10 protein-coding genes are annotated in these 14907 nt (G+C 38.0%); 4 read left to right on the top strand and 6 right to left on the bottom strand.

Translation table 11 applies throughout. From position 1 onward, the window contains the following. Nucleotides 1-3 precede the first annotated feature (3 nt). From MM213_RS07745 to MM213_RS07760, 4 genes are all read right to left on the bottom strand, one after another. A complete protein-coding gene (locus tag MM213_RS07745; protein ID WP_241411083.1) occupies nt 4-834 on the bottom strand; it encodes a universal stress protein in 831 nt (276 codons plus the stop codon). A gap of 84 nt (nt 835-918) precedes the next feature. Continuing rightward, on the bottom strand, nt 919-1974 hold the full coding sequence (locus MM213_RS07750; protein WP_241411085.1) for an aminotransferase class I/II-fold pyridoxal phosphate-dependent enzyme: 1056 nt from the start codon (nt 1972-1974) through the stop codon (nt 919-921). A gap of 146 nt (nt 1975-2120) precedes the next feature. Next, nucleotides 2121-2654: a fasciclin domain-containing protein gene (locus MM213_RS07755; protein WP_241411087.1), complete on the bottom strand. Its 534-nt coding sequence runs from the start codon at nt 2652-2654 to the stop codon at nt 2121-2123. A gap of 23 nt (nt 2655-2677) precedes the next feature. Continuing rightward, nucleotides 2678-6004 carry a TonB-dependent receptor gene (locus tag MM213_RS07760; protein WP_241411089.1) on the bottom strand — a complete coding sequence of 1109 codons (3327 nt, stop codon included), beginning with the start codon at nt 6002-6004 and terminating at the stop codon, nt 2678-2680. A 362-nt stretch (nt 6005-6366) separates the two neighbouring features. On the opposite strand from MM213_RS07760, the gene MM213_RS07765 reads away from it, so the two are divergent. After that, nucleotides 6367-7050 (top strand): lysoplasmalogenase, encoded by a 684-nt coding sequence (locus MM213_RS07765; RefSeq protein WP_241411091.1) that lies wholly within the window; start codon nt 6367-6369, stop codon nt 7048-7050. A 193-nt stretch (nt 7051-7243) separates the two neighbouring features. Further along, nucleotides 7244-7879: a hypothetical protein gene (locus tag MM213_RS07770; RefSeq protein WP_241411093.1), complete on the top strand. Its 636-nt coding sequence runs from the start codon at nt 7244-7246 to the stop codon at nt 7877-7879. Nucleotides 7880-7934: 55 nt separating this feature from the next. On the opposite strand, the gene aspS is transcribed toward MM213_RS07770, so the two are convergent. Further along, complete coding sequence (gene aspS / locus MM213_RS07775; RefSeq protein WP_241411095.1) at nt 7935-9692, bottom strand: aspartate--tRNA ligase; 1758 nt, start codon at nt 9690-9692, stop codon at nt 7935-7937. Between the two features lie 650 nt (nt 9693-10342). Between aspS and MM213_RS07780 the strand changes: the two genes are divergently transcribed. After that, the gene (locus MM213_RS07780) at nt 10343-11959 is read left to right on the top strand and encodes a M14 family metallopeptidase (RefSeq protein WP_241411097.1); all 1617 of its coding nucleotides are present in this window, start codon (nt 10343-10345) and stop codon (nt 11957-11959) included. Nucleotides 11960-11980: 21 nt separating this feature from the next. Beyond that, nucleotides 11981-13729, top strand: coding sequence for a M14 family metallopeptidase (locus tag MM213_RS07785; RefSeq protein WP_241411098.1), 1749 nt, complete (start codon nt 11981-11983; stop codon nt 13727-13729). Nucleotides 13730-14142: 413 nt separating this feature from the next. Here the strand turns inward: MM213_RS07785 and trxA are convergent, their stop codons facing one another. Continuing rightward, a complete protein-coding gene (gene trxA / locus MM213_RS07790) occupies nt 14143-14451 on the bottom strand; it encodes a thioredoxin (RefSeq protein ID WP_241411100.1) in 309 nt (102 codons plus the stop codon). Between the last annotated feature and the right edge of the window lie 456 nt (nt 14452-14907).

A 14907-nucleotide genomic window follows, 5' to 3' on the forward strand; every position in this document is an offset into this window, starting at 1 on the left:
TCCTTATTTTTTTATAATTAACAAATTGCAAGGAAGATCACTAAGTATGTCTTCCAAATCATGTGGAAATAATCGATCAAAAAACCCAAGATTCCCCTCATCTCCCACAACGAGCAAATCTGCATTGAAATCTGTGGAGAATCTAGCCAATTCTACAGCCCACTTCCCACAGGTGATTTTGACGTTTACTCGTAAATCACCTTTATCGATTTGTTTTAGAATATTTTCCACATATTGCACTTCTTCCCCCACTAATTTCCTTCTTGTGCTAGCGATCTCTCCTTCACCACCTTCTCCTGCAGTAGCCATTTGAAATCCATACATTTTGATTTCATTGACTACATACACTTTTTTGGCATTATCAAGCTTGCACCATTGTATTCCTCTTTGAATAACATAGGGCGTTTGCTCTTGCTGTGTACCATTGATCACCACTTTCTCAAATGGCGTAGGCTTCAACATTGGCTCAATAAGGGTCAGTACTGAGCATTTTGATTTTCGGATGATTTTCCGTGCAATAGACCCCAAATAATAGTTAAAAAAACCTTCTGTCTTGAGTGCTCCAGCGACCAAAAGATCCACGCCTTCTTTGTCACAGGTTTGGATGATCTTCTTTGCTGGATTTCCAGATTCCCAAACAATTTTCGTTTTGTCCTTTTGGATCTGATGTTTATCCAACATAAAGCTGAGGTTTTGCTCCAAAGTAGCAGTCTTTTCTCCTACATGTATGAGTATCAGTTCAGAATCAAAAAGATCTTTCAATCGTTTTGATTCACAAATCAGTGCCTCCATAGTGGGTGAGAATGAAATGGCCAATGCTATCTTCTTAAACATAGGGGTAGATTTTTGGGAGAGTGAAAAATAGGTAAAAATACCTTTTAATCCTAAATATAGATGGATAGAAAGGGCAAAATAGCGTTAGCTACGAGATCCCAAAGCATCTTTTAAGTAAACCATATCACTAGTATCGTGCCAAGAAGAAAGCACAATTCTATGTATGGCAGGATCATGAACTGATGGATAAGAAAAAGAAGAGATAACGATTTTTTGATCTAGTAATCTGCGCACTGCGAGTTCATCATATATGCGAAATACTGGAAAATCCTTTTCACAGCTTTCCAACCCCAGGGCGCTTGAGATTGACTTGAAAAAACTGATATTATAAAGCAACTTCTGTTGATGCTTTTGATAAATATCCTGAGCATTCAAAAACGCCCAAAGGTAGGCAGGTGGGGGTGGTGAGGCACCACGAAATATAGCCTGCCCAGACAATGCTTGTAAGGTATTGCTATCACCCAGTACAATTCCAGCGGGAATCCCCAATGCTTTTCCCAAAGAACCAGAGATAAGTAATTGAACAGGCAGTTTTTTCCATTTCGAATATGTCCCAAAAATCCCTCGACCAACTATCCCAAAAGCATGACTGTCATCGATCAACAGGAAGTACTCATTTGTATTAGGAAGGGATTCAATCCAAGAAAAGTCATGGATCTTGGGCTTGAGAGCATCTACTGCATTAGCGAGAATAAGTATTTTTTTTCCAGTATGATTATTTGCAAAATCTTGACAAGCAGTGATCCACATTTTGGCATTTGGATAAATATGCTTCAAATATGACTTTGGGAGCACTGCAGGGTGTGTGTCCGGCGCGATAAAGATACTGTCAACTTGTTCCTCCAAAAAAGACGTGGTCGCATGTCCAGCCAAAAAACCACTACTGTAGACCAAGGCTTTATCAGCACCTGCTTCTTTTGCAAAGAAATTTTCGAAATCATCATAGACGCCAAGGCGTACATTATTGCCCCTACTAAGTCCATGACTGTTACCCAATTGCTGTAAACCAACATTAACTAAATAGCTGAACTCTTCTGACGCAGACATTCCCAAATAGGAAGTGCCACTAAAATAGAGACACTCGTGCCCATCAGCCCAGATGGTTCTGTTTAATTTATGATTTTGAAAAATTGGCTCCATAGATTAGGGGATGAAGATAGAAAATTGTAAGGATAAAAAACAATCAATTGATGGAGAAACAATTTCATAATTATGTCTGATAAATAACAAAAAAAAGGCGTCTCTTGCGAGACACCTTTTTTATTTATAATCATAATCTACGATTATTATGGTTGTGGAACCAAAATCTGATCGATTACGTGAATTGTTCCATTACCATCTGTATTGGATCTGATGATAGTTACATTTTGTCCGTTCAACAAAACTTGCTGATTTGCTCTTGTAACAGAGATATTTCTACCTGACAAGATTGTCTGAATCGCAGTAAATGAACCTTGTCTTATATCATTTGCTGAAACATTTGGATTAGCAATATGGAATCTTAGTACATTGGCCAAATTAGGAACATCTGCCGCTGAAGAAAAACCATTTGCAGCCAAGAAATTCACAAAAGCCTGATTTGTAGGAACAAAAACAGCTCTCTGATCTTGTGTTCTATTTCCAACCAAATTACCAAGAAGGTCATTTGCTTCTACTAATTCTAAGAAAATGCTCAAATCAGCTTGATCTGCGATTATGTTACTTAAAATTGGCCTTTCTGTAAGCCCAGTAGGCTCCAGCTCGAAATTCTCATCTACACAACCAGTGAAGGTCAAGATTCCAATCAAAAGGAGTAAAGAAATTCTATTTATGGATTTCATAATATTTTATTTTGAATTAGAAATTATTTGAAGATATACCTAACACCTAGCTGAGCATTCCAAGTTTGAGACAAAGCAATTAAAGACTGAGTTGTAGTGCTTGGATATACGTTAGCTTGACCTTGAACAGCATTGATAGTAAATCTAGCGTTACCGTTAGCATCAGGACCTGCATAGTTCATAACATTTCTTTGAATTACTTGATTAGAAACACCCCATGAATCAGAAATCATGTTTCCAAAGTTCATAATATCCAAGGAGAATTGAAGCTTATGCTTATTAACATCTTTAGCCAAATGGATATCTTGTTTTACACTGAAATCAAATCTATGCAACCAAGGAAGTACTGCTCCATTTCTTTCAGTAACTTGACCTCTTTTACTTCTCAAATAAGGATCTTGCTCAATATATTGATTTAAAATAGCCCATTGTTCAGCAGCTGTCTGAGTGATAACACCACCAGAAACTCTATCAACTAACTGAGAATCTTCAAAGCTTTCTGGTACATACATTAAACGTACACCACCACCATCACCAAAGTTACCAGAGTAAGTGTAGCTAAATCTACCTTGCTCTCCACCCGTATATAGCAATGAGAATTGTGTATTATTTAGTTCGTTCAGACCTTTTGTATTGAATGAAATCAAACCAACAACTCTATTTGGCTGATCAAATCTAGAGAAACCTCTTTCTGGATTGTTTCTGTCAGTTTGAATACCTGTCGGCCACAAAGAAGCAGCTTGTGATCCACCTTCAAGACCGAAGTCTGTTTTCTGACTTCTTGTATATGCTAAGCTTGTGTAGATTCCTTTACCCCAATCTTTCTGTAAAGTTAAAGTCAAAGAAGCATATCTACCATCATTGATATTTGTCAAATAAAATATTTCATTTATTCTTCTATTGTCTCCATAGGTAAGTCCTTGTGTATATGTAGGATATTCATTACCAGCTACATTAATCACATTTTCTGTACGATTGCTCAACAAGTTAGCAGAAAAAGGGCTATTATAATCTCGTGAGAACAAACCTTCAGCAGTGAAAATAAAGCCATTGCCAAAAGTATAATCAGCTGCGATGTTAGATCTCCAAGTTTGTGGCATTTTGAAGCTTGGATCAGTAATGTTGATAGAAGCAGTAATCTGTGGCTCTTGTTCTGATGGATCAGGTCTGTAGAAGTTAGGATCTGCTTGGAAACCTTGCCACTGACCTGGATCCCACTGATTTTGCAATCTACCTATACCACCTCTAGTCACACCATTAGCATTGATTTGATTTGACAAGTGAACGAATATTGGTCTACCTGTAAAAAGACCCGTTCCACCTCTTACTTGTAATGAATTATCACCTAAAGCATTCCAGTTGAATCCTAATCTTGGAGAAAACACAGGATTAACTTTAGGGAATACACTTACATCTGGAGATATCATTTGACCTGCTCTTCTTGGGTTTTCCAAAGAAAGACCTAAGTCTTCTAATCTTTCATTTCTAGGCGCATCCATTGGGTAGAAAGGTAAATCTACTCTAACACCAGCTGTCAATTTCAAATCGTTTGTTACTTGAAATTCATCCTGAACATAAAGACCTACTTGACCGAATTCTACTCGATCTGTTGGAAGAACATTTGGATTGTTTGCATCATAAGAGAATCCCACTGCAAAACCATCAGGAATCACAGCTGGATTTCTGTTGATAACACTTTCCACAAAAGAATCATAGGAATTGTATCTATACCAAGAATCCCAAGTTGGATTAAAAGCATTATCAAATGTCATGTACTCAAAGTTAACACCTGCAGTAAGCGTATGTCTTCCTACAAAATAACTAAAGTTGTTTGTAATGTTGAAAGTTTTGTTGTCTAGCAAGTTTCCTGTGGTAAACAATTCATTTCCAAGTGACATATAATAAAGTGGCGTTGTACCTTGGAATTCCAATATTTCGATCATTGGGAAAGTTTGCCCTCCAGGAATCCCTCTCTGTGTCAAAGAAGATGTATATCCGATGTTCAGAGAGTTTGCCATATTGTTACCAATAGTTGAATTCAACTCAGCAACAATTGAAGAAACTCTGTCTTCTGACGTGTAATTTGCATTAGCAAATGTTAGTGCTTCCACACCAAATCTATTGGTATTCGTAAATCTTTGATTTGCCGGTAAGCTTCTGATACTGTTTCCATTAATTCCAACATCTCTTAATTGCTGGAATCTGTTGTATCTCAAAACCAATTTATTTTTGTCATTGATATTATAATCAAAACGTATATTGAGCCTTGAGGCTTCATCTGCAAACGGTACATTTTCATAGGCACCAGTTTCATAACCGTACAATGTTCTCATTTGCTCTCTAACAAAATCAGCTCTGTCAGCAGGAACTCTTGAAACTGTTTGGTTATCTGGAAGTAAACCCTGAGCTGGTCTTGCAGCTAGTCTATTATCTCCTGGAAGCGCATTATTCTCAAACTCAGCACTTGCGAAGAAGAACAATTTATCCTTGATAATTGGACCACCAATCGCCAAACCATTGATAGTTTTCTTAGACTCAGAAAAAGGAACCTCTCTACCACCATTAAGCGTGATACCCTGAGTCCTGTCATTTGTAAACAAAGAATAAGCAGTACCTTTCCAAATATTACTACCAGATTTAGTGATTGCATTTACATTTGCTCCAGTAAATCCACTCTGACGAACATCGTATGGAGCAATATTTACTTGAACCTCTTCAATCGCATCAAAAGAAATAGGGTTACCTCCAGCAAACTGACTTGATCCAAGACCAAAGTTGTTGTTGTATAGGTTACCATCTATTGTATAATTGTTGTAACGCTGATCAGCACCTGCAAAACTAGTCCCGTTACTTTGAGGAGTTAACTTTGTCAAGTCATTAATGCTCCTGTTTACAGTAGGCATCGCATCAATTCTATCTCTGCTTAGAGAAGTAGCAGCACCAGTTCTGTCAGCATTGATAACATCACCTTGTCTACCCAAAACTTCTACTGCGCTAAGTTCCAAACCATCTGACAAATTAGCATTAATAGTAAAAGACTGCCCTAGAGACAAATTAATGCCTTCAAAAACTTGACTTTCGAAACCAATAAAACTAACTGTAACAGTATAAGGACCACCAACTCTAATGTTTGGCAATACAAACCTACCTTCATTGTTAGATACAGCTCCATACCTTGTACCTGATGGCGTATGAACAGCAACAATGTTCGCACCAGGCAAGGACTCACCCATGTCATCTGTCACAATCCCCTGCATACTTGCAGTAGTCACCCCTTGCGAAAATACGGTACTTGTGATCATCACAAGCACTATCGCCGCAAATAAATTCTTTAGTAATGATTGCCTCATAATTTTTTAGTTTTTGTGGAAAATTTAAAATTTCAAATTAAGGATTTACTTAGTTTTTCCGAGTACAAATGTATAGGACTTAGACAAGTATTTTTTTTTGTAATTGTTAAGTTTTAACAATATTTCACAATATTACTTAACAATTTCTTAACATTGAAAAAAGAAGGAAATTTTCTTTTTTACTGATTTTTTGTATTTCAAACGGTTTAAACCCAGTACAATCCCATTTATTTTGAAATTAAGTTTGTATGATGCTTTTTATGTTAAGTTTTCTTTATCGGAATGTTAACCGTTTTAGGAAAGTTTTGAATTTCAAAAATGAATAGCAATATTGAGTTTAGAATCCGATTCCCACCCAAATCATGAAGAATAAAAACATTTATTGGTTATACCTTTATCTAATAGTAGGCATTATTGATCTTGCAATGACTGCGCAAGGCAATACGGAAATGAGAATCTATTCAAAACCTCTGATCGTTATCCCACTTACCATTTATTTTTTCCAAATCAGCAAAAATCTATCAGGGACAATTCTTAGAAAGGCAATGATTGCTGCATTGCTTTTTTCTTGGATGGGCGATGCGCTTTTGATATTCCCCAAACTTTTCCTCTATGGACTTGGTGCTTTTTTGATGGTACACATTTGCTATGTCATTAGCTTCAAGCTGAGCCAAACAAAACCTTTTGAAATTGGCCAAGTAAATTTTATCAAACTATTTCTTTATAATCTACCCATATATCTTCCTGCTGTCATTGTTTACTATTTAGTAAATCCCAATTTGGGTGAGATGAAAATCCCCGTGATCATCTATATGTTAGTGATATTGACCATGGTGACTACAGCACGAGAGCGCTTCAAGAAAACAAACCCTGCCAGTTTTTGGCAAGTGTTTGTAGGAGCATTATTCTTTATGATTTCTGATGGGATTTTGGCTTTAAATATGTTTTTCAAATCCTTTCCCGAATCTGGGGTCTTAGTGATGGGCACCTATCTGCTTGCTCAATTATTAATTGTAATGGGAATAAGGGCTCACTATGTTGATTGAGAAGCTCTACTGATTTAAAAACATAAAAGCTTATCAAATAACCTCTTGTAGCAAAACCTCCTTTGTGGAGTTCAAACATATTTCTTTTCACTTATTTTTATTCAAAAAAAACAATTAATATTCAAAAACTTTTGAAGAAACTCAGACGTAACTAATTCTAAAATATTTTAATTCAATCTTAATTTTCAGATAAATGAAAAAATCAATTTTCTTTACAGCATTCTTCATTCTTTTATTGACTGCATCTTTTGCTCAATCTTCCATATGGAATACGGAAGGATTTACTAGAACAGAAGACATAATAATTATTGATGAATTGACAGAGTCCTCTGGAATGCAGAAAGGGGAACTTATTTTTTCAAAAGCGAAAGGTTTTATCTCTTTTTCGGCCATAAATTCAATCAACAATAGAGCTCTAGAAAAGCTCAAAACCGAAGCTTCGATTCGTGGAGCAAGCCATATTCATATAACCGACCAATCTATAGAAAATTCGGTTTTTTCAAAATCTTCTATGTACACAGCAAGGCTCTATAAAGAGAGCGTAATTGACCCAAATCAAGCTCGAACGATATTAGCTGGGAAAAGGCTTACTATAGGAATGGGGAAAAAATATTCAAGAAATGGCTGGAAATCTTCTTCGACTTTCCAAAGTACAGAAATTGACATAAATTCAAATGATCCAATTGAAGAGAAAAACGGAAGAATATATTTGAAGCAGAATAATAAAAATGTTTACGAGATAGTTGCAATAGACGAAAGTAAAATGTTGTTGTTCCAAGAAAGGAAAAAAGGGACAAAATTCTCACTTTTGGGAGTCTCGATCCAGTAAAACAAAAGAGGTGTGGCTTTACAGCCACTCCTCTTTTGTTATTTCAAATAAATTTTCAACCCTTTTTCAACTCCACCTGAATAGACAATTCTTTCAACTGCTCGTCGGCAATGGTGCTTGGGGAATCGATCATTACGTCTCTTCCTGAATTGTTCTTTGGGAACGCAATGTAATCCCTGATAGAATCCGATCCGCCAAAAATAGCGCAGAACCTGTCAAACCCGAATGCAATCCCTCCATGTGGTGGTGCTCCATATTCGAAAGCTTCCATCAAGAAGCCAAATTGCTTCTGTGCTTCTTCATCGGTAAAGCCAAGGTGCTTGAACATCAACTGTTGGGTAGGTCGGTCGTGAATTCTGATGGAGCCTCCACCGATTTCCACTCCGTTGATGACCAAGTCATATGCATTTGCTCGAACTGCCCCTGGATCTGTTTCCAACAATGGAATATCTTCTGTCTTTGGAGAGGTAAATGGATGGTGCATGGCATGGAATCTTTGGGTCTCTTCATCCCATTCCAAAAGTGGGAAATCAACAACCCAAAGTGGTTTGAAAACATTCCTATCTCTCAATCCCAAATCTTCTCCCATTTTCAAGCGAAGCTCTGACATTTGCTTTCTGGTAGACTTTGCATCGCCCGACAATACCAATATCAAATCACCAACTTTGGCATTTACTTTTTCTGCCCAAGCCTTCAAATCATCTTGGCTGTAAAACTTATCAACTGAAGATTTGTATGTCCCGTCATCATTGCATTTGACATAAACCAATCCCTTGGCTCCAATCTGAGGTCTTTTGACCCATTCTGTCAAGGCATCAATCTGTTTTCTGGTATATTCACCTGCACCAGTAGCACAGATGCCTACTACCAATTCTGCTTGGTCAAAAATCGCGAAGCCTTTCCCTTGTGCAACATCATTCAATTCAGCAAACTTCATGTCAAACCTCAAATCAGGTTTGTCATTACCATAATACTTCATTGCGTCAGCAAAAGTCATCCTTTCTACTTCTCCCAACTGAACCTCCTTAGCATTGGTAAATAAGTGTCTGACCAAACCTTCAAAGGTGTTTAGGATATCTTCTTGAGTTACGAATGACATTTCACAGTCTATCTGCGTAAACTCAGGCTGTCTGTCTGCTCTCAAGTCTTCATCTCTGAAGCATTTCACAATCTGAAAATACCTATCAAAACCACTTACCATTAATAATTGCTTGAAGGTCTGTGGAGATTGTGGCAAAGCATAAAATTCCCCTGGATTCACTCTAGATGGCACCACAAAGTCCCTTGCTCCTTCTGGAGTGGACTTGATCAATACTGGAGTCTCCACCTCGATGAAATCTTGTGCGTCCATGTATTTTCTGGTTTCCTGCATCATGCGATGCCTCAATTGTAATTTTTCACGAACTACATTTCTCCTTAGATCCAGATATCTGTATTTCATCCGTAGCTCATCCCCACCGTCTGTTTCATCTTCGATGATAAATGGCGGAACTTTCGCAGCGTTCAAAACTTCCAGTGTTTCTGCCTTTACTTCGATTGCTCCTGTTGGGATTTTATCATTTTTGGAAGTTCTCTCAATTACTTTACCACTTGCTTGAATCACAAATTCTCTTCCTAAGGAAGCTGCTTTATCCAAAAGTGCCTTGTCTGTCGATCCTTCTTCAAAAATCAGTTGGGTTACACCATATCTATCCCTAAGATCTACCCAAATGAGACCACCTTTATTTCTAACGCGCTGAACCCAGCCGGCAAGCGTAACTTCTGTATTGATATCTGTGAGACGTAACTCTCCACATGTATGAGATCTAAGCATGATTTAGATTGATTTAATTAAAGTGGACAAAGATAAACAAACTTTAGAAGTATGCTAAAAGCATTTTAGGAATATCAACTTTTCACCACCTTAGATCAGAATTTAATTTTGAATTTGACAGGATGATGGTGGTACTGGGGATTGGTGGATTAAAAGATTAGGAAATTAGCTGGAAAGCTGGAAGGTCGAGTTACCTTGGCGGTATGGATAGTTATAGCATGGTGTATACCTTGGCCGTGGCGGATGGAGAAAATTAAAAGATTGGTTCGTATAGCTATCGGGATGGAATATTGGTTGAAAAGTTATTAAGTTGAAAAGTTTAAAGGTAAAGACTCCTCCTAAAACTACGTTTCAGGATGGAGTTCAAGGCTGAAAAAGCTTATTCCGGTTTGTCGGGATTAGGTAGCCCCAGAATTAGAGATGTTTCTTTGTACATCGTGCTTTGTAAATGGCACTTTATACAATTCACTTTTTACTTTTTTATTGACAGTAGGAAGGCTACTTTCCCCTATCCTTTCATACAAACTTTCCGCCTTTCAAAAATCAGTAGGTCAGTACAACTAATGCAGATTCTTTAATCCGAGTATTTTTTGTAACATAGATGCGTCAAGTACATTTTCTTGGCAAAAGATCTAAACCTTAAAGACTTTATGAAGAATATTTATCTGTCGATGGTTGCAGGAGCAGGGATGCTTTTATCCCTAACTTCAACCACGCTGGCACAGGGAGATTACCCTACCCTTGGTCAGGTCAATCAAAGGCTACAAGCAATTTCAGGCAGTGGAAGCCCTGCTAAACTTACTTCCTTGACAAAAACAGAGGGAGGCAAGGACATCTGGGTTCTTAAAGTAGGAACTGGAGACTTAGACAATAAGCCTGCTATAGCAGTAGTAGGCGGCATTGAAGGATTCCATGTGTTGAGTGTGGAATTAGCAGTACAATTTGCCGAAAAACTGGTAAAAGAACACGCTGCGAAATTAGAGAAGACGACTTTTTATATTTTTCCTAACATGTCTCCTGATGCCTACGAGCAGTACCATGCTTCTCTCAAATACGAAAGAAGAGGGAATGCTGCAAAAATCGATCATGACCGTGATGGCATAGTAAGTGAAGATGGCTATGAAGACCTAAACAAAGATGGTCTAATCACCATGATGCGCGTAGAATCACCAATGGGTGATTACACTACACACGAAAAGGATGAACGCATCTTGGTAAAAGCAGATCGAGCCAAAGGAAAAAATGGCAGCTATATGCTATTCCCTGAAAGTAGAGATAAAGACAAAGACGGTTCATTTGGAGAAGACTTATCAGAAGGCATCGCTTTCAACAAGAGTTTGACATACAAATTCCCAATCTTTGAACCACTTGCTGGTGATTTTGCTGCTTCACAAGTAGAGACCAGACTGATGTTGGATTATTTGTTTGATCAGTGGAATATATTTGCATTTGTATCTTTCAGTCCATCAAACAACCTTTCTTCTCCATTGAAATACAATGCTGCAGATGCCAGAAAGAGGATTTTGACTTCTATGTTGGAAAAAGACGTAGCGATCAACAGCATGGTATCAGGGATATATAATGAAACTGTTTCCCAAAAAGCATTTAATCAAACAAACCAAGGTACAGATGGTGACTTTTTCCAGTGGGCATATTTCCATTTTGCTAGATTAAGCTTTAGTACTCCAGGATGGTGGGCTCCAGAGGTAAAAGATGCCGATGGCAAAAGCAACACCAATGCAGAGGCCAACTTCTTGGCTTGGGCAGAACAGGAAGGTATCAACGATGTATTTGTCCCATGGACAAGTGTAGAGCACCCAGATTTCCCTGGACAAAAAGTAGAAGTTGGAGGTATCAAACCGTTTGCCATGTACAATCCTCCATTCAGCAAAGTGAATGAAATCGCTGAAGAACATACTGCTTTTATCCTAAAACTCGCGGAATTACAGCCTAAACTTGAATTTCACAATGTGAAAACAGAAAAACTAGGTAATGGTCTTACAAGGATAACGGCAGATTTATTCAACAATTCACCATTACCTACACACTCACAACTAGGAGAAAGATCAAGATGGTTGAGAAAAGTAAGGGTTGATATATCTAAGGATGCCAAAGATTTGGTTGCCGGAGATAAAAAACAATTGATCAGAAGTATCGGTGCTTTCGAGAAAGCTAGTGTAAGCTGGATTGTAAAAGGAAGTGGAAATGTAGACATCAAAGCTGGTGCTGCACACACAGGCTTCGCTACTTTGAATGTAAAACTCTAATCACATCGAAAAATTCAAATTATGAAATTCAAAAACTGGATATATACAACGGCACTCAGCGCTGCGATGTGCTTTGGAGCTACACAAACTTCTGATGCACAGGTGGCAGCAGAACGATATTTTCGTGCCAACGGAACCCCGCACAATCCTAAAGTTCAAGTATCTTGGAACAGATACCACACCAATAAAGCTTTGTTGGAAATCATGCGTGACATGGTCGCCAAACATCCCAACCTAGTGAAATTGGAAAGTATTGGGAAGTCATACCAAGATAATGATATATGGGTACTTACCGTAACTGATTTCAAAGCTGGCAAAGCAGAGGACAAGCCGGCGATGTGGATAGATGGAAACATCCACTCAAATGAGATTCAGGGTACAGAATTTACACTTTACACTGCTTGGTACTTGATGGAAATGTATGGCGAGTTAGATTTTATCACAGAGTTGTTGAAAGACAAAACATTCTACTTTGCTCCTACTATCAATCCTGATGCACATGATTACTTTATGACTGGTCCAAATACCGGAAGTTCTCCAAGATCAGGGATGATGGTATTTGACAACAATGGTGATGGTGAATATGGAGAAGATCCAATGGATGATTTGGATGGGGATGGAAGTATCACTACCATGATCAGAAAATCTCCAACTGGAAACTTTATCAAAGACCCAATGGATCCAAGAAAATTGATCCGTGTTGGCATTGACGAAAAAGGAGAATATGAAATGCTCGGCCAAGAAGGTCTCGACAGAGATGGTGATGGAAGAGTAAATAGTGATGGGATTGGCTATTATGATCCTAACAGAGATTGGGGATGGAACTGGCAGCCTGATTACGTACAGAGTGGCGCATTGAGATATCCATTCTCAGTTCCTGAAAACCGTGCAGTAGTTGATTTTGTGATGAAGAGACCAAATATCGCTGCAGCACAATCTTACCACAACTATGGTGGAATGATCTTGAGAGGTCCTGGAGCTGAAGAAGATTTGGGCACTTACAATGCGAATGATGTAAGAATCTATGATGCTATTGCTAAAAAAGGTGAAGAGTTTATGCCAGGATACAGATACTTGGTAGTTTACAAAGATCTTTATTCTGTATTTGGTGGTCAGTTGGATTGGTTCTACGGTGGTAGAGGGATCTTCACTTACTCCAATGAATTGATGACTTCATACCTTTATTTCCACAAAAATGCGGGTAGAGGTAATCAAGACGAGCAAATGGATGTAGATAAGTATTTGACATTCGGTGATGCATTTGTGAAGTGGAAAGAATATGAACATCCACAATTCGGAACAGTTGAAATCGGTGGATTTAAGAAAAATTTCGGAAGGTTACATCCAGGTTTCTTGCTAGAGCAGGATGCGCATAGAAATGCAGCATTCTCCATTCTTCATGCTTACCATACACCAAAATTGAGTGTAATGGATGTAAAGGAAGTTGATTTGGGTGGTGGATTGAAAGAAGTAACTGCTACTATTTACAATGAAAGGTTGATCCCTACGCATTCAAGTCAGGATTTGAAATACAAAATCGAAAGACCTGATTATGTATCGATTTCAGGAGCTAAAGTAGTAGCCGGATTTACAGTTGAAAATGAAGACTTCAACAATGTGACCGAACAAAAAGTTAATCCTGAGAAAATTTCAGTAGCTAATATCCCTGGAATGGGAGCAGTGAAAGTAAGATGGATTGTCAGCGGAGGTGGAAACTACAGCATCACTGTGGATTCAGCCAAAGGTGGGAAAGCGAGTTGGAAGAAGTGATTTTTGGTCAACAGACGACAGTCAACGGAAAGTTGAGTTGATTGGTTATCAGTTATTGGTGATTAGTCAATTGATCGGTAATAGACTGAATTAATAAATATTGTAAAACCTCCTCTAGAAAAATTTAGGGGAGGTTTTTTTGTGTGAATGAGTTTCGAGAAACCATAAACAAATGGTTAAATGATTACAAAAAAAACTAGGAGTGAATCGCAGAGGGCGTTAGCCCTATCATCATCATAGAATTATCACATAACCTAATGGAAGAGGAGCGTAGCTCTGATATCTTCGTAGGACGAAGATTTTTTTTTTCCAGAAGGGGCTTTAGCCCTGACATCTTAATTTATTTCAATTTTAAAAAACATATTGACAGAGATCCTTCAATATTGTCGGTATTTACAAGTCACAACTTCCTCTCATCCCACAAAGCCTTTCATCGCCTGTAACAAATCTCTTTTGGTCATGTAGCCTCCTTTTCTCCAGAGGATTTTGCCTCTTTTGAAAAGAATATAATGTGGAATAGAGCGCACCCCAAACTGTTGCGCTGCTTGTGGATTTTTGTCAATATTGAGTTTGAACAGCTTGATTTTTCCATCCAATTCAGCAATCACTTCATCGAGCACGGGATTCATCGTCTGACAAGGCCCGCACCAATCCGCATAGAAATCCACCAAAATCGCTTCTTCACTTTTCTGAATTACTTCCTTGAATTTTTTCTTGGCCATAAACATGATTTCAGTTCTTTACAAAAGTATAAAGAATAGTTAATTAGGTTGAACGAGTTATCAGCTGAACTAGAGATTAGGTTATCTGAGGATTAGGCTATCTGAATTCTCTATAGAATGGAGATTTGTTATCAAGTGATTTGATGATTGGTTATATATGTGTCCAGTTTAACCCAAAGATAGTTTACAGTCCTGAAAATCGTTATCACTTTCTATTCTAGAGATTAGAGAAGTTTAACACTGTCTGTAATTGTCTGCCCCATTCCGGGTTAATTTGTCACATCCTAAAATTACTTGACACTTTTTTTATTGATTTCTATATATTCCCGCTAACCAATCAAATGCCCCTTCAGGGCAAACATTCAACTAAAATCTTTTAAGACATAGGCTCAGGACCCGAAGCTCGGATCATATGCCCCTTCAGGGCACTCTCTTTTACTTCTCGAATCTCTTGTC

It is taken from the genome of Belliella alkalica (assembly GCF_022549785.1).
Lineage (GTDB): Bacteria > Bacteroidota > Bacteroidia > Cytophagales > Cyclobacteriaceae > Belliella > Belliella alkalica.